At 69.8% G+C, this 24077-nt stretch carries 30 protein-coding genes; 8 read left to right on the top strand and 22 right to left on the bottom strand.

Annotation, left to right across the window (positions count from 1 at the left end; all coding sequences use genetic code 11):
* Positions 1–72: 72 nt before the first annotated feature.
* The 3 genes from AB0I51_RS35190 to AB0I51_RS35180 form a co-directional block, all read right to left on the bottom strand.
* On the bottom strand, positions 73–1332 hold the full coding sequence (locus AB0I51_RS35190; RefSeq protein WP_362982301.1) for a GNAT family N-acetyltransferase: 1260 nt from the start codon (positions 1330–1332) through the stop codon (positions 73–75).
* Between the two features lie 408 nt (positions 1333–1740).
* Positions 1741–2700 carry an asparaginase gene (locus tag AB0I51_RS35185; protein ID WP_362982299.1) on the bottom strand — a complete coding sequence of 320 codons (960 nt, stop codon included), beginning with the start codon at positions 2698–2700 and terminating at the stop codon, positions 1741–1743.
* 12 nt (positions 2701–2712) lie between these two features.
* Positions 2713–3315: an aerial mycelium formation protein gene (locus tag AB0I51_RS35180; RefSeq protein WP_362982297.1), complete on the bottom strand. Its 603-nt coding sequence runs from the start codon at positions 3313–3315 to the stop codon at positions 2713–2715.
* Between the two features lie 160 nt (positions 3316–3475).
* Between AB0I51_RS35180 and dtd the strand changes: the two genes are divergently transcribed.
* A complete protein-coding gene (dtd, locus tag AB0I51_RS35175) occupies positions 3476–3901 on the top strand; it encodes a D-aminoacyl-tRNA deacylase (protein ID WP_362982295.1) in 426 nt (141 codons plus the stop codon).
* Between the two features lie 4 nt (positions 3902–3905).
* Here the strand turns inward: dtd and AB0I51_RS35170 are convergent, their stop codons facing one another.
* From AB0I51_RS35170 to AB0I51_RS35145, 6 genes are all read right to left on the bottom strand, one after another.
* Positions 3906–4871 carry a folate-binding protein gene (locus tag AB0I51_RS35170; RefSeq protein ID WP_362982293.1) on the bottom strand — a complete coding sequence of 322 codons (966 nt, stop codon included), beginning with the start codon at positions 4869–4871 and terminating at the stop codon, positions 3906–3908.
* Between the two features lie 10 nt (positions 4872–4881).
* Complete coding sequence (locus AB0I51_RS35165; RefSeq protein WP_362982291.1) at positions 4882–5370, bottom strand: transcriptional repressor; 489 nt, start codon at positions 5368–5370, stop codon at positions 4882–4884.
* A gap of 10 nt (positions 5371–5380) precedes the next feature.
* Positions 5381–5956 carry an FABP family protein gene (locus AB0I51_RS35160; protein ID WP_262061470.1) on the bottom strand — a complete coding sequence of 192 codons (576 nt, stop codon included), beginning with the start codon at positions 5954–5956 and terminating at the stop codon, positions 5381–5383.
* A 214-nt stretch (positions 5957–6170) separates the two neighbouring features.
* On the bottom strand, positions 6171–6908 hold the full coding sequence (locus AB0I51_RS35155) for a hypothetical protein (protein ID WP_362982289.1): 738 nt from the start codon (positions 6906–6908) through the stop codon (positions 6171–6173).
* Positions 6909–7411: 503 nt separating this feature from the next.
* Positions 7412–8248 carry a hypothetical protein gene (locus AB0I51_RS35150; protein ID WP_362982287.1) on the bottom strand — a complete coding sequence of 279 codons (837 nt, stop codon included), beginning with the start codon at positions 8246–8248 and terminating at the stop codon, positions 7412–7414.
* Positions 8245–8964, bottom strand: a complete 720-nt coding sequence (locus AB0I51_RS35145) for a hypothetical protein (protein WP_362982285.1) — start codon at positions 8962–8964, stop codon at positions 8245–8247. The genes AB0I51_RS35150 and AB0I51_RS35145 overlap by 4 nt, the downstream gene beginning before the upstream one ends.
* Before the next feature lie 162 nt (positions 8965–9126).
* Between AB0I51_RS35145 and AB0I51_RS35140 the strand changes: the two genes are divergently transcribed.
* Complete coding sequence (locus AB0I51_RS35140) at positions 9127–9489, top strand: DsrE family protein (protein WP_362982283.1); 363 nt, start codon at positions 9127–9129, stop codon at positions 9487–9489.
* Here the strand turns inward: AB0I51_RS35140 and AB0I51_RS35135 are convergent.
* Positions 9483–9683 carry a DUF397 domain-containing protein gene (locus AB0I51_RS35135; RefSeq protein WP_362982281.1) on the bottom strand — a complete coding sequence of 67 codons (201 nt, stop codon included), beginning with the start codon at positions 9681–9683 and terminating at the stop codon, positions 9483–9485. The genes AB0I51_RS35140 and AB0I51_RS35135 overlap by 7 nt on opposite strands.
* Positions 9665–10507 (bottom strand): helix-turn-helix transcriptional regulator, encoded by an 843-nt coding sequence (locus AB0I51_RS35130; RefSeq protein WP_362982279.1) that lies wholly within the window; start codon positions 10505–10507, stop codon positions 9665–9667. Before AB0I51_RS35130 ends, AB0I51_RS35135 begins: the two co-directional genes overlap by 19 nt.
* A gap of 169 nt (positions 10508–10676) precedes the next feature.
* On the opposite strand from AB0I51_RS35130, the gene AB0I51_RS35125 reads away from it, so the two are divergent.
* Together AB0I51_RS35125 and AB0I51_RS35120 are read left to right on the top strand one after the other, a co-directional pair.
* On the top strand, positions 10677–11042 hold the full coding sequence (locus AB0I51_RS35125; protein ID WP_362982277.1) for a hypothetical protein: 366 nt from the start codon (positions 10677–10679) through the stop codon (positions 11040–11042).
* Positions 11039–11299 (top strand): hypothetical protein, encoded by a 261-nt coding sequence (locus AB0I51_RS35120; protein ID WP_362982275.1) that lies wholly within the window; start codon positions 11039–11041, stop codon positions 11297–11299. Before AB0I51_RS35125 ends, AB0I51_RS35120 begins: the two co-directional genes overlap by 4 nt.
* Here AB0I51_RS35120 and AB0I51_RS35115 read toward each other — a convergent pair.
* Positions 11283–11909: a TetR/AcrR family transcriptional regulator gene (locus tag AB0I51_RS35115; RefSeq protein ID WP_362982273.1), complete on the bottom strand. Its 627-nt coding sequence runs from the start codon at positions 11907–11909 to the stop codon at positions 11283–11285. The genes AB0I51_RS35120 and AB0I51_RS35115 overlap by 17 nt on opposite strands.
* Before the next feature lie 105 nt (positions 11910–12014).
* Here AB0I51_RS35115 and AB0I51_RS35110 point away from each other — a divergent pair, with 105 nt between their 5' ends.
* Positions 12015–13049 carry an aldo/keto reductase gene (locus AB0I51_RS35110; RefSeq protein ID WP_362982271.1) on the top strand — a complete coding sequence of 345 codons (1035 nt, stop codon included), beginning with the start codon at positions 12015–12017 and terminating at the stop codon, positions 13047–13049.
* Here AB0I51_RS35110 and AB0I51_RS35105 read toward each other — a convergent pair.
* The 9 genes from AB0I51_RS35105 to AB0I51_RS35065 all read right to left on the bottom strand — a co-directional run bounded on the left by AB0I51_RS35105 (position 13030) and on the right by AB0I51_RS35065 (position 18504).
* Positions 13030–13416 carry a VOC family protein gene (locus AB0I51_RS35105; protein ID WP_362982269.1) on the bottom strand — a complete coding sequence of 129 codons (387 nt, stop codon included), beginning with the start codon at positions 13414–13416 and terminating at the stop codon, positions 13030–13032. The two genes, AB0I51_RS35110 and AB0I51_RS35105, sit on opposite strands and share 20 nt — an antisense overlap.
* A 22-nt stretch (positions 13417–13438) precedes the next feature.
* Complete coding sequence (locus tag AB0I51_RS35100) at positions 13439–13699, bottom strand: DUF3099 domain-containing protein (RefSeq protein ID WP_262061484.1); 261 nt, start codon at positions 13697–13699, stop codon at positions 13439–13441.
* A gap of 76 nt (positions 13700–13775) precedes the next feature.
* On the bottom strand, positions 13776–14063 hold the full coding sequence (locus AB0I51_RS35095; RefSeq protein ID WP_019064558.1) for a DUF1416 domain-containing protein: 288 nt from the start codon (positions 14061–14063) through the stop codon (positions 13776–13778).
* A 38-nt stretch (positions 14064–14101) separates the two neighbouring features.
* Positions 14102–14941 (bottom strand): sulfurtransferase, encoded by an 840-nt coding sequence (locus tag AB0I51_RS35090; RefSeq protein WP_093628219.1) that lies wholly within the window; start codon positions 14939–14941, stop codon positions 14102–14104.
* Positions 14942–15055: 114 nt separating this feature from the next.
* Positions 15056–15136: a putative leader peptide gene (locus tag AB0I51_RS35085; RefSeq protein WP_353963781.1), complete on the bottom strand. Its 81-nt coding sequence runs from the start codon at positions 15134–15136 to the stop codon at positions 15056–15058.
* 202 nt (positions 15137–15338) lie between these two features.
* Positions 15339–16079: a DUF2993 domain-containing protein gene (locus tag AB0I51_RS35080; protein ID WP_362982266.1), complete on the bottom strand. Its 741-nt coding sequence runs from the start codon at positions 16077–16079 to the stop codon at positions 15339–15341.
* Between the two features lie 130 nt (positions 16080–16209).
* Positions 16210–17319 (bottom strand): hypothetical protein, encoded by a 1110-nt coding sequence (locus AB0I51_RS35075; protein ID WP_362982264.1) that lies wholly within the window; start codon positions 17317–17319, stop codon positions 16210–16212.
* Between the two features lie 8 nt (positions 17320–17327).
* A complete protein-coding gene (locus tag AB0I51_RS35070) occupies positions 17328–17582 on the bottom strand; it encodes a MoaD/ThiS family protein (RefSeq protein ID WP_019073733.1) in 255 nt (84 codons plus the stop codon).
* Between the two features lie 37 nt (positions 17583–17619).
* Positions 17620–18504: an alpha/beta fold hydrolase gene (locus tag AB0I51_RS35065; protein WP_362982262.1), complete on the bottom strand. Its 885-nt coding sequence runs from the start codon at positions 18502–18504 to the stop codon at positions 17620–17622.
* A 193-nt stretch (positions 18505–18697) separates the two neighbouring features.
* Between AB0I51_RS35065 and AB0I51_RS35060 the strand changes: the two genes are divergently transcribed.
* On the top strand, positions 18698–19498 hold the full coding sequence (locus AB0I51_RS35060; protein WP_362982260.1) for a response regulator transcription factor: 801 nt from the start codon (positions 18698–18700) through the stop codon (positions 19496–19498).
* A 128-nt stretch (positions 19499–19626) separates the two neighbouring features.
* The gene (locus AB0I51_RS35055; RefSeq protein ID WP_362982258.1) at positions 19627–20652 is read left to right on the top strand and encodes a LacI family DNA-binding transcriptional regulator; all 1026 of its coding nucleotides are present in this window, start codon (positions 19627–19629) and stop codon (positions 20650–20652) included.
* A gap of 27 nt (positions 20653–20679) precedes the next feature.
* Here AB0I51_RS35055 and AB0I51_RS35050 read toward each other — a convergent pair whose 3' ends face one another.
* The gene (locus tag AB0I51_RS35050) at positions 20680–22434 is read right to left on the bottom strand and encodes a trypsin-like serine protease (protein WP_362982256.1); all 1755 of its coding nucleotides are present in this window, start codon (positions 22432–22434) and stop codon (positions 20680–20682) included.
* Positions 22435–22789: 355 nt separating this feature from the next.
* On the opposite strand from AB0I51_RS35050, the gene AB0I51_RS35045 reads away from it, so the two are divergent.
* Positions 22790–24052, top strand: a complete 1263-nt coding sequence (locus tag AB0I51_RS35045) for a trypsin-like peptidase domain-containing protein (protein ID WP_362982254.1) — start codon at positions 22790–22792, stop codon at positions 24050–24052.
* Positions 24053–24077 lie beyond the last annotated feature (25 nt).

Below are 24077 nucleotides of genomic sequence, written 5' to 3'. Positions count from 1 at the left end.
CGACAACGACAACTGAACAGCTACGGATGAGTCCACCCACCCGCCGCCAACCGGCCGCACAGCAAGGAGCGTTCAGAAGATGTCCGGGCACCAAGGCCGCCTGGACGTACGCAGCAGGGCGTCGGCCACTCGGGCGGCGCCCGCTCGTTCTTCCCGCACCAGGCCCAGCGCCGCGAGCCGCGGCACCGACACGTCACCGAGCCACAGCGCCCCCAACTCCCGGACATCCAGCGTGAGTTCCGCGCTCTCCGTGGTCGGCGCACAGGACGCCCCCTGCGCCGAGGCCACCAACCGGTAGCGCCCGCCGGCCAGTCCGGCCCCGTCGGTCACCTCGAAGACCAGCGAGCCCTCCCCCTCGTACGACCGCGCCTCCATGGCCCGTACGACATCCAGGATCCGCACCCACAGCCAGTCCGCCTGCGTGGTGATCGTGGCCGCGCGCGGGTCCGGCAGCAAGTGGGGCAGCAGATCGTCGGGGGAACGCCAGTCCGACTTCACCTTCGTCACCCAGTCCAGCGAGCAGACGTGCTGCCACAGGGCGCGCTCGGCGGCCGGGGTGGTCGCGATCAGCTGCTTCACGGTGGCCGTGTCGCCCGGCTGTTTGGCGTCGGTCCAGGTGCCGTCGCAGTAGTACGCGGCCAGACCCTCCACCTCGCCGTTCGCCGCGCGGTAGACGGCGTGGAACGGCTCGGTCCACGACACCCGTCCCGGCCGTACGGCACCCGTGGTGACCTGCCACCAGCGGTCGTCCCTGTTGATCACGCCGGGCTGGAGGCGGCGCAGCCGCTCGTGGAGTTCGGGGCCCAGCTTGCGTACGTCCTCGGCGTCCACCAGGTCGATACGGGCGCCGTCCTCGGGGCCCGACCAACGGGGGTCCAGGCCGGTGCGCTGGACATCGATGGCCCAGCGGGTCCCGGAGGTGGCGGGGCCGAAGCCGTAGCGGCCGTAGATCCGGTACTCGGCGGCGATGAGTGTCGCCACGACGTCTCCGCGCTCCTTCGCCGCGGCGAGGTCCTGGGTCATCATGCGGGTGAGCAGGCCTCGGCGGCGGTGGGTGGCCGTGACGCTGACGTTCGTGATGGCGTCGGCGGGGACGGGGGTGCCGCCGACGGCCGTGATCTCCTGGGGGAAGGAGCGGAAGGTCGCGACGCAGCGGCCGGAGTCGAAGGCGCCGAGGGTGCGGGTCGGGTCCAAGTAGCTGCTGCGGTCGGTGAGTTCTGCCTCGTCGACGGTGGGGGTGCGCAGGAAACCGGTGTTCAGGGCGCGGATCCAGTCGGGGATCTCGGGCTCGGTGACGGGGCGGACGGCGAGGTCGTCTTCACGGCTGGTCATGGGGTCACGGTAGGTCGGGTGGGGGCTGGTGCGGCGGGGATTTTTCGCCCCCGCCGCCCCTGCCCGTCCCGTCCCTGGGGGCTGCGCCCCCAGACCCCCGCTTCGGCCTGAACGGCCTCGTCCTCAAACGCCGGACGGGCTGGATGACGCCGGCCCGGATTGGAAAGGCGACCGACGGCCTGAATAGTGCCGCCCCGCGCCGGAAAAGCCAGGGGCGGCCTGAATGGTGCCAGCCCGCGTCGCAAGAACCACCACGGCCTGAATGGTGCCAGCCCGCGTCGGAAAAACCACTGACGGCCTGGATGTGCCGCCCCGCGTCTGAAAAGCCACGGACGGGCCGGATGATGTCGGCCCGCGTCCGCAAGGCGCCGGACGGGCCGAGCGTTCACGCACCCCGAAAAGTGACCGCTAGAACGCCGCCCGAATCTCCCCCACCTCGCGCCCCCCGCCCAGCACCGCCACCTTCCCGAACCCCGCCACCCGCACCCCCATCAGATCCAGCGCCCGCCCCAGCACGGGCCCCAGCGCCCGCCCCGCCCCGTCCTCCACCTTGAACGCCACGGCACGTCCGTCCGGCAGGGCCGCGGCCTGTACCGCCTCCGCGCCCATCTTCGACAGCAGGCCCGGCACCGAGCGCATCAGCAGGGTGTCGGGGCGGCGCGTGCCGGCGACGTACTCGGGGTGGGCGCGCATGGCGTCGGCGACTCGGCGTTCCGGGGTGTCGGGGGCGGCCAGGACGAAGGAGCGGTAGGCGCGGGCCAGGCCGGTGAGGGTGATCGCGAGCAGCGGGGCGCCGCAGCCGTCCGTGCCCACGGCCGCCACCCGCTCCCCCGACACTTCTTCCACAACCCTGTGGATAAGTTTCTGGAGCGGGTGGTCCGGGTCGAGATACGACTCCAGGGGCCAGCCGCGGAGCACGCTCGCCGCCAGCATCGCGGTGTGCTTGCCGGAGCAGTTCATGGCGACCCGGTCGCGTACGGCGCCCGAGGCGAGGTATGTCTCCTGCTCGACGGGGTCCAGCGGCAGGTCCGGCGGGCACTGCAACTGCCCGGCGTCCAGGCCGTGTTCGGCGAGAAGCCGTCGTACGAGATCTCGGTGGAAGAGTTCGCCGGAGTGGCTCGCGGCGGCGAGGGCGAGGCGTTCGCCGGTGAGGTCGAGGCCCGCGTGGAGGACGCCGGCCGCCTGCATGGGCTTGTTGGACGAGCGGGGGAAGACGGGGGTGTGCGGGTCGCCCAGGGACAGTTCCACGGAGCCGTCCGGCGCCAGTACCACCAGGCTGCCCCGGTGGCGGCTCTCGACGAAGCCGGAGCGGACCACCTCGGCGAGCACCGGGGGTGCGATGAAGGAATCCTCAGCCGTCACGCGCACCCCTCACACGAGTCACACGAGCAGGTCGTCCACCTGCGCCTCGCCCTCACGGTACCTGCGGGCGATCTCCCCGCTGCAGCCGTCGGCCGTGTGCTGGAGGACCTGACGGCGCCGGGACACCTGCTGTTCGTACCGCACCAGCCGGCCCATTGCGGTGGTCAGCTCCAGGTCGGTGCGCGCCTCCAGGTCCGAGAGCTCCACCTCGGCGAGCATCTCGGCGGCCAGCAGCCGGTACTCCTCGCTGTGCGGCGTGCCCAGCGTGACGTGCCGGGCCGAGGAACGGTGCCGGGCGGGCGCGTCGGTGAGGATCTCCGAGAGACGGTCCACCACCGAGGCCGCGCCTGCCGGGGAGCGGCGGGCCAGTTCGGCCCGCAGGATGTCGATACGGCCCTGGAGGAGCCGTCGTACGTAGCTCAGGTCGGCCTCGTCGCGCTGGGCGTCGCGGCGCACCGCACGCAACTCCGTGAGGCGCAGTGCGGTCAGGTCGGGTGCGGCCGGTTCGGCGGCCAGCAGCGGGCTGTCGACGCGCTGCACGGGCGGGCGGCGCGTGGCCGGTCCTCCCGCGCGGATCAGCGAGACAGTCCCGGGGGGCTGCCCGGTACTCGGTGTGCTCATGTGCCTCTACCCGTCCCCTCGACCGGCGTGTGGACAGCATCGTGCCACCCCAACTGGCCGCTATGTGACCGAGTGCCCCCGAACGGCCCCAGATGGGGGGTTAAGGAACAAAAATAGGCCCGCCCGGAGTCGTTCTCGTCCGCACGGCATCATGGGACCCATGCGAGCAGTGGTGCAGCGGGTGGACGGCGCGAGCGTCGTCGTGGACGGCGAGACGGTCGGGGCGATCGAGGGCGAAGGACTGTGCGTCTTCGTCGGCGTCACCCACGAGGACACCAAGGAGAAGGCGGCCCAACTGGCCCGCAAACTCTGGTCGATCCGCATGCTGCACGAGGAGAGGTCGTGCAGCGACATCGATGCGCCTCTGCTCGTCATCAGCCAGTTCACGCTCTACGGCGACGCCCGCAAGGGGCGCCGCCCCACCTGGAACGCGGCGGCGCCCGGCGAGGTCGCCGAGCCGCTGGTCGACGAGGTAGTGGCCCAACTACGCGCCCTGGGCGCCACGGTGGCGACGGGCCGCTTCGGCGCGCAGATGCGCGTCGCGCTGACGAACGACGGCCCGTTCACCGTGGTCGTGGACCTCTAGGGTTCTAGGGTTCTACGACGACTTCCTGGGCCGCCGCCGTCGAGTCGGCCAGCAGAGGCGCGTCCAGCGGCACGTTCCGCTTCACCAGTGCCAGGGCGATCGGTCCCAGCTCGTGATGGCGTACGGAGGTGGTGATGAAGCCGATCTTCCGGCCGTCCGCCCCCTCCTCCGCAAGCCTCAACTCCGTGCCGTGGCCCGGGAGATGGACCTCGCTGCCGTCGAGGTGGAGGAAGACGAGCCGACGCGGCGGCTTGCCCAGGTTCTGCACGCGGGCGACCGTCTCCTGGCCCCGGTAGCAGCCCTTCTGCAGATGAACCGCCGTGCCGATCCAGCCCAGTTCGTGCGGGATGGTGCGGTGGTCGGTCTCGAAGCCGAGGCGGGGGCGGTGGTGTTCGACGCGCAGGGCCTCGTACGCGAGGAGCCCGGCCGGCGGGCCCGCCTTCTCGGCGTACGACTCCAGGTCCGCACGCGGGAGGAAGAGATCACGGCCGTACGGCGTCTCGCGTACGACGACGCCGTCGGGCACCGGGGCGATGGAACCGGCGGGGAGGTGCACGACCGCGAACTCGCTTGTGCGGTCGGCCACTTCGACGCGGTAGAAGAACTTCATCGACTCCAGGTAGGCGATCAGCGCCTCCTGGGTGTCGGGTTCGGTGTGCATCCACACCGTGGTGCCGTCGTCGACGAGGTACAGGGCGTGCTCGATGTGGCCGTGCGCGGAGAGGATCAGCGCCTCGGTGGCGACGCCCACGGGGAGGTCGGTGACGTGCTGGGTGAGCAGGAGGTGCAGCCAGCTCAACCGGTCGTCGCCGGTGACGGCGACCACACCGCGGTGCGAGAGGTCCACGAAACCGTTGCCGTCGGCTAGGGCGCGCTGCTCGCGGAACAGGTCGCCGTAGTGGGCGGCGACGCCTTCGTCCACTCCTTCGGCGGAGACGGCGCCGGGCAGGGACAGCAGAGGGCTCTTCATACAGGTAAGCCTACGACTCGGTAATTGAAGACTCACTTGAAGTCTTCATGGAACAGTCCCGGCACCTGCCGAAGATCGCGAAGTGCTTCATGTCGGTCTCGAAGCCGAAGGTGTCCCGCAGCTTGGCCCGGAACTCGGCGGCGACCTCGACATCGGCCTCGATGACGTTCGTGCAGTCCCGGCAGACGAGGTGTATGTGGTGGTGCCGGTCGGCGAGGTGGTACGTCGGCGCCCCGTGCCCGAGGTGGGCGTGGCTGACCAGCTGGAGCTCCTCCAGGAGCTCCAGGGTCCGGTACACCGTGGAGATGTTGACCCCCGAGGCGGTCTTCCGCACCTCGATGAGGATGTCGTCGGGGGTCGCGTGCTCCAGGGTGTCCACGGCTTCGAGCACGAGCTGCCGCTGCGGGGTCAGCCGATAACCGCGCTGCCGCAGATCACTCTTCCAGTCGGTGCCCTGGTCAGTGCCTTGGTCTGTGCCTTGGGTGCTCACCACACCCACGAGTCTAGGCCTACTTGAAGAATGCGATCCCGTCGTCCGGCATGTCGTCCGGGAGGGCCTTCGCCCAGCGTTCGACGTCTTCCGGGGTGACGACCTTCTTCAGGTGGGCGGACATGTAGGGGCGGAGTTCGACCTCGGGGGTCTGCTTCTCGCCGACCCACATGAGGTCGCTCTTGACGTAGCCGTAGAGGCGCTTGCCGCCGGTGTAGGGGCCGGAGGCGGCGGTGCGGGCGACGGCGTCCGTGACGAGGTCGATCTGGGGCTTCTGCTTGGCGAGGTCGCCGTACCAGATCTCGACGACTCCGTCGTCCCTGGTCATGGTGACCTCCACCTTGCGGTCCGCGTCGATGCGCCAGAAGCCGGACTCGGTCTCCAGGGGGCGGACCTTGTTGCCGTCGTTGTCCAGGACCCAGGTGTGGGAGCGGTACTCCAGGAAGTCGCGGCCGTCGTGCGTGAAGGAGACCTCCTGGCCGAAGTTGCACTTCTCGGAGCCCGGGAAGTCGTGCACACCCGCGCCGGCCCACTCGCCGAGCAGGAAGACGAGGGGGACCAGGTCCTTGTGGAGGTCGGACGGGATCTCGATCATGACGTCAGCAGTTCCTCGGTGGGGGTCAGCGCTGGCCCTGGTACAGCTTCTTCACGGTCAGTCCGGCGAAGGCGAGGACGCCGACGCAGACCAGGACCAGCAGGGTTTCGAAGAAGATCTCCACGGGTGCTCCTTGAGCGGTACGAGCGGTGCGTGTACGCGGGCCGGGCCCCAGCTTAGTCGGCCGGGGCCCGGTGCTCTCTGCGAGGTACGGCTAGCCGAGCAGCTCGCTCTGCAACGTCACCGTCTGCTGGAACGGGACGGCCTCGGCCTGCCCCTTCCTCGACTGCACGATCATCGCGAGGGTGTCGCCGGCCGTGACGAAGCCCAGGCGGACCTGTTCGGCGCCGTACGGCTTCGTCTCGACGTACGGCTGGAGCTGGACGTTCGTGACCTTGGCCGCGTCCGGGAAGTCGTCGTCCGACTCGTAGCCGTCGGCGCCGCGGACCAGGTAGGTGGGGGACGCGTATCCGGCCAGGCCCTTGGAGATCTCGTCGGCGACCGTCGCCGTGTCGAACTGGAGCAGGTAGATCCTGGTGTGCGTGCCGTCCGGGGTGGTCCAGCCGCGCGCGGCGATGTGCCGCAGGCCCTGGTCGGTCAGCTTCTGGGCGATCGCGGTGCGGGCATCGGCGGTCGAGAACTCCGCGAGGAACACCTTCGTCGCCAGCCAGCCGTCGCTGCCGTCCAGCGCCTTGTCCCCTACGGCCCTCTTCGGCGCCGGCAGCACCAGCGACCGCAGGTCGGCGAAGTGGGCCCCCGCCGCGTTCGCCGTGGCGAACGGCCCCGGGCCGCCCACAGGCAACGGCGGCTTGGTGAGCGTGGGAAACGTCCACCGCCCGTCCGACGCCGTCCCCAGCCCCGGCACGTCCGACCGCTTCATCCCGCTGATCCCGTAGGCCGTCCCGGCCCCGACCACCGCGAACACGACGACGGCGGCACCCCACCGCAGCACGGCACGGAGGGTCCGGCGGTCCTTGCGGGGGGTGGGGCTCAGAGAGGCAGCCGGGGGGAAGGGCGGGGGTTCAGGGGCGGCCACCGAGAGGGGCTGGGCTTCTGAGGCAAGCGCCGAGGGGAGCGGGGGGTCCGTGGGTACCGGGACGACGGGAGGCTCGGTACCCACGGGGACGGCCGGAGCGGCGGCCGCGACGACCGGAGACTCGGAGGCAGCGGGGACTGCCGGGGATTCAGCCACCGTCGGTGCGGCCGGCGCCTCGGCAGCGACCGGGACAACCGGAGCCGCCGGAGCCTCGTCGACGACGACCGGGACGGCCGGAGACTCGGAGGCGGCCGGAGGTTCCGGGGCAGCCGGGGCAGCCGGCAAGTCGGCAGCGACCGGCGTGACCGGGACCTCAGTGACGTCGATCGCGGGCTCCGAGGCCTGCGCAGGGATCGTCGGTGTCGAGGCCGGTGGTGTGTCCGTCGGTGTCGGTGCTGGTGTCTCGTGCTGCTGGTCGGTCATACCGCCTCCCCCGGGTCCTTGATGCGGTCGAGTTGTTCCTGGAGCAGGCGGCCGATGGCGTACGTCTGCATCGGGCGGGCGGATTTCGCGGTGAGGCTGACCAGGATTTCGCCCTGGTAGGCGGAGCAGTAGATCGTGTCGAGCTTTTCGTCGGCGTCCTTCGGCGAGAGGAAGCACTTGGCGTCCTTGTAGCCGTTGATCGACGGGCCGGGGCGGAAGACGCCCAGGGAGTCGAAGAGCTCGTTCTGGAAGCGGGACGCGTTCCGTACCGCCGTCTTGTCCGCGATCTGGGCCAGCACGATGCTCACCGTCGAGGCCTTGTCCGTGTAGACGGACGCCTGCGCGTCGGTGCTGACATAGCTGCGCATCGCCAGGCCCTTGGTGTGCTGCTTGTCGATCTGCTTCTCCAGCGGAACCCGCTGCTTGAGCGGCAGTTCCTTCAGCGCGTCCTTGCGCAGCGCCGTCGCCTGCGCCCCCGTGAGGTCCACGTCGTGCCCGTACTCCGCGATGTCGGGCCCCTGGCTCCACCCGTCCGGCCCGTACGGCACGAGCGCCGCCGCGAGCGCGCTCGGCCTGCCGCCCGTCGCCTTCTCCGCGGTCACCTTCGGGAGCGTCCATACGGCGTCCCCCGCGTCCCGGTCCGCGCCGTTCACGGCCACGACGGTGAACCCGACCCCGCCGATCACGGCGACGGCGAGCAGCGTGGCCCCGGCGATCGCCGCGATACGGCCCCTGCGCACCGGCTTCCCGACGGCATCGGCGGTCAACTCCTCGGAGCTGCCGACGAGTTCAGGCACGAGTACGTCTGTCTCCGGCTGGTTCTCGGTGGTCACAGCCGCTCCATCTGCCGCTCGGCCAGGTCCATGATCTTCTTCTTCGGGACGGGCTTCGACGAGGAGACCCAGATGTGCATCTCGACGTCACCGCGCCAGGCGTGCGCCTCCGCGTTGTAGACGTCGGTGTAACCGGCCTTGGTGTCCGGCGAGTTGTGGACGTACGCCATTCCGTCGCCCGTGCCCGGGATGGGCCAGCTGTCGGTGTGGCCCTTCTCCTCGGCCCAGTAGTAGGCGTCGTCCGCGTCGGAAGCGACCGTGAGCTCGTCGTCCTGGCGGAACTGCACCAGCCGGATCTCGACGTACAGCGAGCTGCCCTCACGCCAGTTGGCGACGGCGGCGCGGCGGAACTCGCCCGCGACGAGGTCGCTGAACGCGCCGGCCGGCTTGTCGAACGTCTCCGCGTCCTCGGCCAGGTCCATCCACCCGTCCAGACCGACGTCGTAGCCCGCGTCCCGCGCCCCGCTCGGCCGCATCAGCAGCAGCTTGCGCAGGTCGCCGTCCGTCTTGACCCTGCGGTCCTCGGCGGCGGACAACGGCTCCGGAGCCGGGCCCTTCGCCTGTGTCAGCTTCGCCTGCGAGAGCGAGGGCAGCTTGTCGGGTGCGCGGTTGGCCTGAACCACGAAGCCCGTGCAGGTACCGGCGACGACACCGAGCACCGCTGCGACCGCGATCAGGAGTGTGGTGCGGCCACGGCGGCGCGGTGGCCGGGGCACCTCTTCGGTTGTTCCCCCGGGTGTTTCCGAGGCTGTTTCTTCGGGTACTTCCGGTACTTCCACAACGTCCCCCACGGAACCTGGCATGCGCATTCCATATGCGCGCACAGGAGACTCGTGGCCGTTGCAGGGAGTTGTAGGGAAGTTGATTACGATTCGGTCATGTCGAAGAAGCTCGTGATCAAGGTGACCGCGGGGGCCGACGCCCCCGAACGCTGCTCACAGGCGTTCACGGTGGCGGCGGTTGCCGTTGCCAGCGGGGTCGACGTCTCCCTGTGGCTGACCGGCGAGTCGGCGTGGTTCGCGCTGCCGGGCCGCGCCGCCGAGTTCCAACTCCCGCACGCCGCACCGCTGCCCGACCTGATCGACTCGATCCTCGCCGCCGGCCGCGTGACGTTGTGCACGCAGTGCGCGGCCCGGCGGGACATCACGGAGAAGGACGTCATCGAGGGCGTACGGATCGCCGGGGCCCAGGTGTTCGTGCAGGAGGCGATGACCGACGAGACGCAGGCCCTCGTTTACTGAGCCTGCCCCTTCACCGAGCCGACGAACTCCGCCCAGGCGTCGACGCCGAAGAGGAGGGTGCCGTGGGTGGGGTTCTTGCTGTCGCGGACGGGGACGAGGGGGAGGTTGTCGGAGACCTCGATACAGTTGCCGCCGTCGGTGTTGCTGTAGCTGCTCTTGCGCCACGTCACGTTGCTCAGGTCGATGGCTCGCACGGCACTTCCTCCAACATCCGCAGGACGAACGATCGCGACTCCGCCGGGGACATCGCCAGGTCGCGTACCGCATCATATGCACGTTGGAGGCGCTCAACCCGTTCGGTTTCCTCGATGAGTTCGCCGCGCACATCGTTCTCTGTGTAAGCCACAGTACGACCGTCGGGCAGCCTCAGGAACATGGTGTCAGTGTTCGTCAGACCGTGGACTCCACTGCCGAACGGCAGGACGTGGGGCGTGATGTTCGGGTGCTCCGCCACTTCAGCCAGGAACTCCAACTGCTGACGCCATGCTTGCTTGTCGCGCATCCCCATGCGCAACACCGCTTCGGAGATGATGGCGCGGAACGGCGGTGCATCCTCGCCCTCCAGCAACTTCCGTCGCCGCACGCGCGCTTCGACCTGCTGCTCCAGTTCTTCGCCTCGGAGCCCGCCTGCCGCGAGGGCCTCCCTCACATACCCGTCCGTCTGGAGCAGACCTGGCGGGGCGCTCACGGAGTACTGCCACAACCCCAAAGCCTCGGCCTCCAACGTCATGTACCGCCGGTACTGCTCCTTGAACTGCCTCGGGTCACCAACTGCCAACTCCCACAAGGTGAGTAGCAGCGGCTCCGTCCCGTAGTACTGGTCCAGCGCCTGTACGACCTCGGGACCGCCCAGCGTGCCGCCTCGCTCCATCTTTCCGAACAGCGACGCATCCCACCCCACCGCCTTCATCAAGTCCCGCAGGGTCAGGCCTCGTTCGACCCTCAACCGCCGCAACTCCTCGGCGAACCGCTTCCTGGGCTCATGGCTGCGTTCCGTGACCACCAGCCGTTGCGGCATGACGACCTCCTGTGGAATTTGTGGAATTTGGCGCGCCCCGTGCGGAAGTTGAGCCCGTTGGCGCTGCATTCGCCTCCGCCCTGGGTCATCCTCGTAACACCCAGGAATACACAGAGTAGTTCAACTGTCGCATTCTGTACGGAAGTTGCACAAAAAGGAGGAGGAGCCGATGGAAACCGGAGCGCTGCTGTACGACCCGGCCACGGACAAGGTCGGCGAGTACCAGGACAGGTCGGGCCCCTACGCCCTGCTGCGCCCCGTCGGCGGTGGGCGTGAATGGCAGGCCGACCCCGCCGCACTGCGACCGGCGACGGACCAGGAACGCCTCAGCGCCGGGGTCCGCGCCGCCAACTCCCGTGCGCGGACCGACGGTCCGTTCCTGGTCGCCGCCCCGCCCCGGCCCGTCGACGACTGCCCCACCTGCACGGAACTCGACGGCCTCCGCGCCAACGCCCGTACGGAACACGACTACAGCGCCGAGACCGACGCGAACGTCCTGCTCCGCAAACACCGCAGCGAGGCCCACCCCGCATGAACCGCCCCCAGCCCCATCAACTGATCCAGGTACTCCCGGTCCAGGCGGTCCCGCCTCCGCTCATGCCGGCCGTACGAGCGCCGGAACCCCCACCCGCCGCACCTCCACCAGCCGCACCCCCACCCGCACCACAGGCACCCCGTCGCCGTCGCCGGTTCCGCGCACCCCGCGCCCTCCGCGACGACGCCTTCTGGACCGGCGCGCTCACCGCGCTCTGCATCGGCGGCCTGCTGGTGGCGATCATCGCGACGGCTTGATCCGCACGTACGCTCCTGCCCGCGCCGCGGCCACGGCGGCCTCGGCGGCCCGGTCCGCGGCGGCTTCGTCGAGGCGGTCGCCGCTGGTCAGCAGGCGGTAATAGAGGGGGGCGGAGACAGCGCGGACGACCTCGTGGACATCGGTGCCCTCGGGCAACTCACCCCGGTCGACGGCCTGTTGGACGCAGGGTGCCCACTCCCCGACGCGGATGGCGTAGAAGCGGTGCAGCGCCTCGGCCGTCTTCGCCTCGCAGGTGGCGGCGGCGATCACCGCCTTGAACAGCGCTCCTTGCCGCGGGTCGGCCAACGTGCGCTGCACGAGCCGGGCGTTGGCCTTGAGGTCACCGAGCAGCGAGCCGGTCTCGGTGCGCGGCAGTGACTGCTCGGCCATGTCCAGCAGCAGATCGGCCACCAAGCCGGTCACCGTTCCCCAGCGGCGGTAGACCGTGGTCTTGCCCACCTCGGCACGGCGCGCGATGTCGGCGAGGTCCAGGTGGGCAAAGCCATGCTCCGCCAAGGCGTCCCCGGCCGCCCGCAGCACCGCCGCACGCACCCGTGCCGTGCGCCCTCCGGGACGGACGGTCCCTGGATCCGCATCCTCAAATCCCATAACGGGACTCCAGTTTCGTTAATCGCTCACGCCTGCTAGGTTGAGCCCCATACTAATGGAACTCCAGAACCATTAGCCAAGTCGGGCGGCGAGAGAGGAACAGCCATGGAATACAGGCGGCTGGGTGCATCCGGCCTCAAGGTCCCCGCACTGAGCTTCGGGGCCGGTACCTTCGGCGGCCAAGGGCCGCTGTTCGGTGCCTGGGGCACCACCGACGCACAGCAAGCACGCCGGCTCGTGGACATCTGCCTCGACGCCGGGATCACGATGTTCGACACCGCCGACGTCTATTCCGGCGGCGCCTCCGAGGAGGTGCTGGGCGAAGCCATCAAAGGCCGCAGGGACCAGGTGATCGTGTCCACCAAGACCGGCCTGCCGATGGGTGACGGTCCGGGCGATGCGGGTTCCTCCCGTTCGCGCCTGATCACCGCGTGCGAGGACGCCCTGCGCCGACTCGACACCGATCACATCGACCTGTTCCAGCTGCACGCCTTCGACGCCGGCACGCCGATCGAGGAGGTCCTGTCCACACTCGACGACCTCGTACGAGCAGGGAAGGTCCGCTACCTCGGCATCTCCAACTTCTCCGGCTGGCAGGCGATGAAGTCCCTCTCGATCGCGGAGAAGCACGGGCACCCGCGTTATGCCTCACATCAGGTCTACTACTCCCTCGTCGGCCGCGACTACGAATGGGAGCTGATGCCCCTCGGGCTCGATCAGGACCTCGGAGCCCTCGTCTGGAGCCCTCTCGGCTGGGGACGGCTCACCGGTAAGGTCCGCCGCGGCCAACCGCTACCGGCAGGCAGCCGACTGCACAGCACTGCGGACTACGGCCCGCCGGTCGAGGACGAACACCTCTACCGCGTGGTCGACACCCTCGACGAGATCGCTCAGGAGACCGGCAAGAGCATTCCGCAGATCGCCATCAACTGGCTGCTGCAGCGGCCGACCGTCTCCTCCGTCATCATCGGCGCCCGCAACGAGGAGCAGCTTCGCCAGAACCTCGGTGCCGTCGGCTGGACGCTCACGCCCGACCAGATGGCGAAAGTCGATGCGGCGAGCGGCAGGACAGCGCCCTACCCGTACTTCCCCTACCAGCGCCAGGAAGGCTTCGCCCGCCTCAACCCGCCGGTTGTGTAGGTCGCCACAGGCAGAACGGGTGCCCCGCCGGATCGAAGAAGACCCGTACGTCGCCCTGGGGCTGGTCGGCCGCGAGCGTGGCACCCTCGGCCACCGCCCTCGCCGTCTCGCCCTCCAGGTCGTCGACCTCGATGTCGAGGTGCAGCATCATCTGCTGCTCGCCGGGTCTGCGCGTGGGCCACACGGGCGGGACGTACTCCGGCACCGTCTGGAAGGAGAGGCCGGTGCCGCCGTCGGGCGGGCCGATGAGGACCCAGTCGGGTTCCTCGGCCCGGATCTCGTAGCCGAGGAGGCGGAGGTAGAAGCCGGCCAGCTCGTGCGCGTCCTGTGCGTCGAGCACCACGGTGGACAGTCTCGTAGGCGACATGCCCGCCCTCTACCCACCCGCCCTACGGCCTGCGCTTCTTGCCGTCCAGCTCGTCCCACCACTCGTCGGACTTCGGGTCGCCGGACGGGTCGTCCCACCAGCGGTCGTCGGGGCCCCTGCGGTTGGCGACCATCGCGGCGACCGGCGGGATCACCATCGCGACCACGCACATACCGACGGCCGCGGGCACAGACCAGATCCGCACGACTCCCCAGGCCAGGACGAACAGCCCGATGCAGATGCCCATCATGACGAAGTAGGTGCGACGGCGGCGTGCCAGCATGTCTCCAGGGTAGGCCCGGGCACGCCAAAGGGCCGCGCCCAGGAAAAGGTGCGGCCCCTCGACAGTGAATCGGCGGTCAGACCGCGATCGCCACCTCCGCCAGCCCGCCCGTCTGGGCGACGACCGTGCGGTCGGCGGTGGCGCCCGGAACGAGGGCGCGGACGGTCCAGGTGCCTTCGGCCGCGTAGAAGCGGAACTGGCCCGTCGCGGAGGTGGGAACCTCCGCGGTGAACTCGCCGGTCGAGTCCAGGAGACGGACGTAGCCCGTCACCGGCTCGCCGTTACGGGTCACCTGGCCCTGGATGGTGGTCTCACCGGGCTTGATCGTCGAGGCGTCGGGGCCGCCGGCCTTCGCTCCACACATGTCTTGTTTCCTTCAGGTCGCAGCGGTTGTGCGGGGGATTACTTGTTGGCGCCGAGCTCGATCGGAACGCCGACCAGGGAGCCGTACTCGGTCCAGGAGCCGTCGTAGTTCTTGACGTTCTCGACACCGAGCAGCTCGTGCAGCACGAACCAGGTCAGGGCCGAGCGCTCGCCGATACGGCAGTACGCGATGGTGTCCTTGGCGAGGTCGACCTGCTCCTCGGCGTAGAGCTCCTTGAGCTCGTCGTCCGACTTGAAGGTGCCGTCGTCGTTGGCGTTCTTCGACCACGGGATGTTGCGGGCGGACGGGACGTGGCCCGGGCGCTGCGACTGCTCCTGCGGGAGGTGGGCCGGGGCGAGCAGCTTGCCGGAGAACTCGTCGGGCGACCGGACGTCGACCAGGTTCTGCGAGCCGATGGCCGCCACGACGTCGTCGCGGAAGGCGCGGATCGACTTGTTCTGCGGCTTGGCCTTGTAGTCGGTGGTGGCCCGGGTCGGGACCTCCTCGACCAGCTCGCGGGCGTCCAGTTCCCACTTCTTGCGGCCGCCGTCGAGCAGCTTGACGCTGTCGTGGCCGTACAGCTTGAAGTACCAGTAGGCGTAAGAGGCGAACCAGTTGTTGTTGCCGCCGTAGAGGATCACCAGCGTGTCGTTGCCGATGCCCTTGGCCGAGAGGAGCTTCTCGAAGCCCTCCTGGTCGATGAAGTCACGGCGTACCGGGTCCTGGAGGTCCTTGGTCCAGTCGATCCGGATGGCGTTGCGGATGTGGTTCTTCTCGTACGCGGACGTGTCCTCGTCGACCTCGACGATGGCGATGTCCGCGTTGTCGAGGTTTGCCTCGACCCAGTCGGCGTCGACCAGGACGTCACTGCGGCTCATGCTGTTTCTCCTCCGGGGCAGTTACGGCGGTGCGGTGCGTGAGAGAGGGGTGCGCGCTCGCGCGGGTGCCCAGAGATCAAGGGCACGGGGGAAGACGGAAGCCTGCGCTTCCGCTCAGAAAGTGCGACAGAGCATGGCGGCGACGCGGCACAGGTCCACTGCCCGCCGCTTCGTGAGATCCGCCTGTTGCCTCATGGGGTCGATCGTAGGGACGGACGACGGGACATGTCACCGGTGTGTCGTATTTTGAGACGCGATCGTCCGTGATGTGAGATCGGCGGGGTGGCAGCGGCCACGTCACCGGGAATCCGTACGCCCTTCGCTGCCCTCACAACTGCCGTACGGACACTGCCGTCTCGCCCCTCGGACAGCCGCCGTCCACCGGACCCGGTCCGTCCTACCCGGCCAGCCTGACGTTCGAACCCTTCACCTTGATCTCCACACCGTTCTGCGCGGCCTGCACACTGGCCAGCTTCACCCCGCCCGGCAGCTGGTCGATCGTCTGCTGGAAGTCGGTGATCGAGCGGATCCGGGAGTCGGCGAGGTCGACTACCAGCTTGGGCAGGTTGTCGGCGTGCACCTTCACGGTGTCGCCGTCGACGGTGACCGTGCTGAGCACCGGATACGTCGTCTCCTGGCCGCCGACCGAGATCTTGACGTCGACCTTGATCTTGCCGTCGCCGCCGTCGGAGAGGTTGACGACCTGGGCCTTGACCCCCGTGAAGATGTTCGTCGGTTCGGACTTGGCGGCCTTGAGCAGCTGGTCGTAGGCGATGCTCGCGGAGCCGGTCGCGCTGGCCGCGGTGGCGGAGCTGTAGCCGTTGGAGAACTTGACGTCCTTCATGTCGGCCTTGAGGTCGTCGATCCGGATCGTGGAGGTGCCGCTGCCCGTCGTGTTCGCGGTGGTCGCCTCGTAGGTCTTGATGCCGAGCTCGACGTCGTCCAGCTCACCGGAGGCGACCTGGGTGAGGAAGGGGAAGCCCTTGATGGAGACGTCGGGGGCGGAGGCGAGGTTCTCGCTCGTCTGGACCTTGCCCGCCGCCTCGTCCTGCGCGAAGTAGACCGCGACCCGGTCCACGACCACGAACAGGATGCCCAGAATCACCACGACGGTCAGAAGTATTCGTAGCCCACGCATTTACGGTGTTCCCCCACCTGGCGGTCGTCGACGAAAGCGGTGCAACGACCGAGTGGCCGCGAATCGCGAGCGTAGTCCCGCGAGATGCGTGCAGCAGGAAATTGTCGATCACCTGTGACAAGCAGCGTGCTTACGCCAGTGCGCGCCCCAGTACGTAGACCGCCGGGGCCGCCGCGGCGAGCGGGAGGGCCACACCGGCCGTGAAGTGGACGAAGCGGGACGGGTAGTCGTAGCTCGCCACCCGGTGGCCGATCAGCGCGCAGCCGGCCGCGACCGCGCCGAGCAGCGCGCCCTTCGCGCCGAGGCCGGTCGTCCCGCCGACCGCGATGCCCGCGCCGGCGGCGGCGAGGAGGGAGACGCCGACCGACGCCACGGTCGGCAGCGGGAGCGCGCGGGCCAGGATCGCGACCGCCACGGCGGCCGCGCCGACGGTGACCGCGTCCGGGTCGGCCGCGAGATGGCCGGTCGCGACGATGGCCAGGGCCACCGAGGCGACCGTCGCCATCAGGCTCGTGATCCGGGTGTCCGGGTCGGCGTGCGAGCGCATCTGCATCACGAGGGAGAGCAGGACCCAGACGCCGAGGGTGCCGAGGATCGCGGCGGGGCCGTTGTCCCGGCCGGCCGCGAGCAGCGCCACGTCCGCGACGAGCGCGCCCGCGAAGGCCAGCGCGATGCCCTGCCGGGCGGGCCACATTCCGTTCAGCCGGAACCAGCCTGCCGCCGTGACCGCCTGGAGCACGACGAGCGGTACGACGAGGGCGTACGACCCGATCTGCGCGGTGACGGAGAGGAGGAGCGCCAGGAGGGCGGTGAGGCCGGCGGGCTGCATGCCGGGTTCGATGATCGGCGAGCGGCCCTCCAGCCGGGCCCGCTGGGCGTCGGTGATCCGGGCGTTCCCGGCGAGGGAGGGCGGGCCGTAGGCGACGGCCTCTTCCGTGGCGGCGGGAGCCGGGGGCGCGGTTACGGGTGCCTGCGCGTAGGGGTCGTAACTCGGCGTCGGCGCCTGGTAGTTCTGCGGCGGGAAGTACGCCAGGTCGGACGCCGAGGGTCTCGACTGCTGGACCTGGGTGTCCCAGGTCTGGCCCTGCCACTGCTGGGTGTACTGCTGCGCGGCCTGCGGGTCGTCGTACGCCTGCTGCTGCCCGGGCCAGGCCTGCGCCTGCTGGGCCTGCTGCGGCTGTTGCTGCTGGGCGTAGGGGTCGTAGCCCTCGCCATAGCCCTCGTACGGCTGGTTGCTCATCGCTTCGCTCATCCTCCTGCGAACGGCGGGAGCACCTCGACCGTGCCGCCCTCGGCCAGCCGTACCGTCTCATGCCCGCGGGTGCCCACGGGGTCACCGTCGACGAGGAAGGAGCATCGCAGCAGTACGCGGGCGAGTTCCCCGGGGTGTCGCTCGCGCACCTCGGCGAGGGCCTCGGCGAGGGTGGCCGCGTCGAACGGCTCCTCGGCGATCCCGGCCGCGGCCTTCGCGGCGGCCCAGTAGCGCACCGTGACCTTTGGCATCCGCTTCCTCAATCGATCGGGGGCTGCAACGGCCAGGCTAGCCGCCCTGCGAACAGGCCCAGCGTCCGATGCGGGCCAGCAGGTCGTCGCCGGCCGCGTGTTCGGCGTGGCCCATGCCGGGCTCCAGCCAGAGTTCGGCGTGGTCACCGGCGGCTTCGGCCAGCATGCGGGGGTGGTCGAGGGGGAAGTAGCCGTCGATCTCGCCGTGCACGACGAGCAGCGGGGTGGGCGCGATACGCGGGACGGCCTCCACCGGGGAGAGCGGGACCGGGTCCCAACCGCCGCGCTCGATACGGGTCTTGAGGCCGAGGCGGCCGACGAGGCGGCCCTCGGGGCGGGTCACCAGCCAGTGCAGCTTCCGCATGGGGGCGGTGCCCCGGTAGTACCAGCGGGCCGGCGCACTCACCGAAACCACCGCGTCCGTGTGCGCTTCTGTGCGCCCCCTGCGCCCCTGACCGTCCGCGTCACCCTCCGGGCGGTAGAGCGCCGCGTGCCGCAGCACCACGGAACCGCCCATCGAGAAGCCGACGGTGACCACGCGCGCGTGCCCCTGCTCGCGCGCCCAGGCGACCGCCGCCGCCAGATCGAGCACCTCGCGGTCGCCGACCGTGGAGCGTCCGCCGGACCTTCCGTGGCCCCGGAAGGAGAACGTGACCACGGCCCCGTACTGGGCGAACGCCTCGGCCACCCGACGCACATGCGGCTTGTCCACATCGCCCGTGAAACCGTGCGCGACGACGAACACCAGGTCACCGGAAGATGGCGCGGAGGCGTCGTATACGGCCGCTGCCGGGTCGTATACGGAATCGATCGTCACCCCGTCGTCGGTGTGCAGAAACGTCCGCAAAGGTGTGCGTCTGATCGTCTCAGAGTTCGGACGAACGGTGGATCGTGCCACATGACCTGCCGTACCAGCGCTCATGTGGGCTATTCTGCTGGACAGAGGACTCGGGCAGAGAAGCCCCCGGGTCCTTTTGTGCTTCCAGGAGCGTTGTATACGAAGCGGTACACCACGGGAAACCACAGGTGGCCGCCGGTGGTACAGGGCCCCCGGGACCGCAAACGCTGTGCCGCATGACACACGTCCTCGCAGGGACCGAGGAGGAACCAGACTTATGAGTTCTCTGCTGCTCCTGACCAATGCCCTCCAGCCGTCTACGGAGGTGCTTCCGGCCCTTGGCCTGCTGCTGCACAACGTGCGCGTGGCACCGGCGGAAGGCCCCGCTCTCGTCGACACCCCCGGTGCCGACGTCATCCTCATCGACGGCCGCCGGGATCTGCCTCAGGTACGCAGCCTGTGTCAGCTCCTCCGCTCCACCGGACCTGGATGCCCGCTCATCCTCGTCGTCACCGAGGGCGGCCTCGCCGCCGTCACCGCCGACTGGGGCATCGACGACGTGCTCCTCGACACGGCCGGCCCGGCCGAGGTCGAGGCGCGGCTGCGCCTCGCCATGGGCCGCCAGCAGATCGTCAACGACGACTCCCCCATGGAGATCCGCAACGGCGACCTCTCCGTGGACGAGGCGACGTACTCCGCCAAGCTCAAGGGCCGGGTCCTCGACCTGACCTTCAAGGAGTTCGAGCTCCTCAAGTACCTCGCCCAGCACCCGGGCCGCGTCTTCACGCGCGCCCAGCTGCTGCAGGAGGTCTGGGGCTACGACTACTTCGGCGGCACACGGACGGTCGACGTCCACGTACGACGCCTGCGCGCCAAGCTCGGCCCCGAGCACGAGTCGCTGATCGGGACCGTCCGGAACGTCGGTTATCGATTCGTTACGCCCGAGAAGGGCGACCGGGGCGGCGAGGAGGCGAAGCTCAAGGCGAGCGCCGCTCTCGCAGGTGCAAAGCCGGAGGATGCGGACGAGACGACCGACTCGGCCGCCCTGGACGCGGCCGAGATCCCGGCGCAGGCGTAACCCGCGTCCGGGCAGGGCATCGCTCCCGCACGGCTTCTCGTCGCTTCCGCACGGAGATGCTGTGCGGAAGCGACGAGAAGCTTCGAAACGCCCTGCCCAGAGCAGGTCAATCCGCGTAGACTCCGCGCGTGGCCAAGGTGACTCGGGATGATGTGGCGCGACTGGCGGGTACTTCGACCGCCGTCGTCAGCTATGTCATCAACAACGGACCCCGGCCGGTTGCCCCGGCCACGCGCGAGCGTGTCCTCGCCGCGATCAAGGAACTGGGGTACCGACCGGACCGGGTGGCCCAGGCCATGGCGTCGCGGCGCACGGACCTCATAGGCCTGATCGTGCCGGACGCGCGCCAGCCCTTCTTCGGGGAGATGGCGCACGCGGTCGAACAGGCCGCGTCCGAGCGCGGAAAGATGGTGCTGGTCGGGAACTCCGACTACGTCGCCGAGCGTGAGGTCCACTACCTGCGCGCGTTCCTCGGGATGCGCGTCTCCGGCCTGATCCTCGTGAGCCACGCGCTGAACGACCTCGCCGCCGCCGAGATCGAGGCCTGGGACGCCCGCGTGGTCCTTCTCCACGAACGCCCCGAGGCCATCGACGACGTCGCCGTCGTCACGGACGACCTCGGCGGCGCCCAGCTCGCCGTCCGCCACCTCCTGGAGCACGGCTACGACTACGTCGCCTGCATGGGCGGTACGGCGGACACCCCGGCCGTCGGCGACCCGGTCTCCGACCACGTCGAGGGCTGGCGGCGCGCGATGACCGAGGCCGGACTGCCGACCGAGGACCGGCTCTTCGAGGCGCCGTACAACCGCTACGACGCCTACAAGGTCGCCCTGGGAATCCTCTCCGGGCCGCGGCGGCCGCCGGCGATCTTCTGCTCCACCGACGACCAGGCGATCGGCCTGCTGCGGGCCGCACGCGAGCTGCGCATCGACGTACCCCGCGAACTCGGCGTGATCGGCTTCGACGACATCAAGGAAGCCGCCCTCGCCGATCCGCCGATGACGACGATCGCTTCGGACCGTCCGGCGATGGCCAGGGCGGCCGTGGACCTCGTCCTCGACGACGGGCTCCGCGTGGCGGGCTCCCGTCGTGAGCGGCTGAAGGTGTTTCCCTCCCGCCTGGTGACCCGGCGGTCCTGCGGCTGCGAAGCCTGACCGGACCGCCGAGTCACGGCGTTCGGATCAGAACAGCAGGTTGTACTGGTTGTAGCCGGTACCCAGCTTGATCCGCGTCCCGAAGAGCGCGGTCGTCGCCTTGTTGGTGCCCGGGTAGAGCCACAGCGTGCCGCCCGAGTCGCGGGTGATCACATCCGCGATGCCGTCTCCCGTGACGTCACCGTTGGCGACGTAGGACGTGAAGTTCCAGCCGGTACGGGCCTGGACGCGGGGCTTCCACGGAGTGTGCTCGGCCTGGGTGCCCGCGTAGAGGTACAGGACACCGGAGGAGTTGCGGACCAGGAGGTCGGCGCGGCCGTCGCCGGTCAGGTCTCCGTGACCGAAGATCTTGACGTTCTTCCACGCCTTGTCGACGACCTTGACCCGGCCGTAGAACTGGCCGTTGCCCTTGCCCGGGTAGAGGTAGACCGAGCCGTCGGCGTCCACCGCGACCAGGTCGGGGCGGGCGTCACCGGTCAGGTCGCCGGGGATCGCGTACGACTTGTAGCCGCCCCACACCGAGCTGATCTGCATCCACGTGAACTCGCCCGTGGAGTGGTCCAGGTAGTCGCGCCAGAGGTGGCCGTCCGTCTTGTCGCGGACGATCAGGTCCTGGTAGTAGTCCCGGTCCAGGTCGGCCTGCAGGCCCCAACTGGCCGTCTGCCAGCCGCTGCCCAGGTAGGCGCGCTGCGCGAGCGAGGTGCCCTTGCTGTCCTGCTCGAACAGGCCGCCCGAGGGCGTACGGCCCAGCACGTCGGCGCGACCGTCGAAGGACAGGTCCGTGTCGTCGATGCGCGGCTGCGCGGCCCAGGCGTACGAGCCGACCTTGGTGAAGACCGGATAGGCGCCCTTCGCGGTGCAGCCGGCCACGCCCCAGGAGACGATGCCGATGACCTTGTTGTCGACGATCACCGGGCCGCCGGAGTCACCGTTGCAGGGGCTGGTGGTGCCCTCGTCGGTGCCGGAGGCGGGGGTGCCCGCGCAGAACATCGAGCCCTCGATGAACTCGTCGTCCCCGAGGACCGACTTCATCGCGCTGTCGCAGGTCGCGTCGTCGACGACCGGCAGCGTGGCCTTGCGCAGGTTCGCGGAGAGCTCGGTGCCGGTGCCCGAGGTCAGGCCCCAGCCGTAGACCGTTGCCTTCGCGCCCGGGGTGACGTACCCGAGGTCGTTGAGGTGGGCCAGCCGCATCCACTGCTGGTCCAGGGGGCGGTCCAGGGTGAGGACCGCGATGTCGTTCTGGGCCGTGGTGGCGTTGAAGCGCGGGTGGTTCCACTGGTGCAGGACGCCCGTGACCGTGCCGGACGTGTCGTCGTAGAGACCGGTCGCGCCGGCCAGGACCGCGCCGTTCTTCACCCAGTCCAGGCCCGCGACGCAGTGCGCGGCGGTGAGGACCTTGTTCGGGGCGACCAGGGTGCCGCCGCAGAAGTAGCCGTCGCCGGTCGTGTCGTCGTAGTAGGCGAGCTGGACCATCCACGGCGCGCTGGAGATCGTGGTCTCGGTGCCGCCGATGATGTACGGCGTCTTCGTCGCCGCCTTCTTCGCGGTCGCCTGGGTGCGGGCGGCGTCGACGACGCGGGAGCGCAGTTCCTTGTCGGAGGCGGTGGGCTGCGGGAGCACCGCCTGGGCGGCAGCGGCGGCGGACGGCAGTCCGGGCGGGCCGTCGACGGCGGTGGCGGGCCGGGCCGCGAGAACGCCGGCGCAGCTCAGCGCCAGCGCGAGGGCTGCGGCCGGGAACGCCGTGGTGGGGCGTCTCAGACGGCCGCGCAGGGCACGTATCACTCGGGACTCCTGGTGTGGGTGTCGTAGTGGGCCCGAGAAGGGCGTACGACGCGACCACGCAGGGCCGACGACATGCTTTCCGTAGTGCTTTCCGTCACGGCGCATGTACCGGCTCTGTTCGCGGAGCCCCCCTCCGGCCCGGAGATCGTAGGCCCCGCCTGTCACCTCACACACGTCCCGCACAGGGGTCACACAAGTATTCGTCCGGCCCGTGCCGTGCCCTAACTCCCCCGCAACCTCCCGTTTCCCCGAGTTTCCAGGCCCCGGGCGTCTTTATATCGGGCATACGAGGTTCTGTCGGGCTTCTCAGCGGGGACTCAGGTACCTCTCATGATCGCGCGACAGTCTCTATTCCATGACCGAGAGCTTCCGCCGCAGCGGCGAGTACGAGACCCCCCAGGGCGACCAGCCGCAGGCGTACCCCCAGCAGCAGCACGCCTCTTCCCCCGTGAACCCGGAGTGGCCGCCCCCGCCGGCCTACCAGCCGCAGCCGGCGCAGCAGGCTCAGCCCTTCCAGCCGGTGCAGCCCGCCGAGGCGGCGCAGGAGCCGGTCACCGTCGAGCCGGGTACGACGGTATGGCCGGGCGGTCAGACGCCCGCCCCCTCGCCCGCCCCCTCGCCCGCCCCGCAGGCCGCGTTCGGCGCGGACGGTTACGGCGGAGCGTACGGCGGTTCCGGTGGCGGCGGCGATACGGCTCTCCTCACTCCCGTCCAGGCGGAAGCACCCAAGCCGAAGAAGCGGACCCGCGGTCCGATCGCGCTGCTCGCCGCCGTGGCGATCGTCGCCGCGGCCGTCGGCGGCGGCACGGCGTACGCCTTCCAGCAGCTGACCGGCAAGGACACCGTCGCCACCACCAGCACCACCACGGCGGTCGTGCCCTCCAGCAAGCGGGGCGACGTGGCCACCATCGCCGCGACCGTCAGCCCGAGCGTGGTCGAGGTCGAGGCCACCCTCAGCAACGGCACCTCCACCGGCGCGGGCGTGATCATCACCAGCGACGGCGAGATCATCACCAACAACCACGTCGTCTCCGGCGCCACGTCCGTCAAGGTCAAGACGAGCAACGGCAAGTCGTACACCGCGAAGGTCGTCGGCACCGACAGCAAGAAGGACCTCGCGCTCCTCAAGCTGGAGAACGCCTCCGGCCTGACAGCGGCCACCCTCGGCAACTCCTCCGGCGTCCAGGTAGGCGACACGGTCGTCGCGATCGGCTCCCCCGAGGGCCTGACCGGCACGGTCACCAGCGGCATCGTCTCCGCCCTCAACCGGGACGTGACCGTCTCGACCGACGAGAGCCAGAGCCAGGGTTCGGGCGGCGGCAACGGCCAGTGGCCGTTCCAGTTCGGCGGCCAGCAGTTCAACGGCGACACCGGTTCGTCCACGACGACGTACAAGGCCATCCAGACGGACGCGTCCCTCAACCCCGGCAACTCCGGCGGTGCCCTGATCGACGCGAACGGCAACATCATCGGCATCAACTCCGCGATGTACTCGTCGAGTTCGGACTCCTCGTCCTCGTCGTCCGACGCCGGAAGCATCGGCATCGGCTTCGCCATCCCGATCAACACCGTCAAGGCGGACCTGGCTTCGCTGCGGGCGGGCGGTTCCGACAAGTAAGTCCGCGGCCGATCAGCCAAGTCCG

Source organism: Streptomyces sp. NPDC050549 (assembly GCF_040655035.1).
Classification (GTDB): Bacteria; Actinomycetota; Actinomycetes; order Streptomycetales; family Streptomycetaceae; genus Streptomyces.
This window is presented reverse-complemented; position numbering and strand designations above follow the sequence as displayed.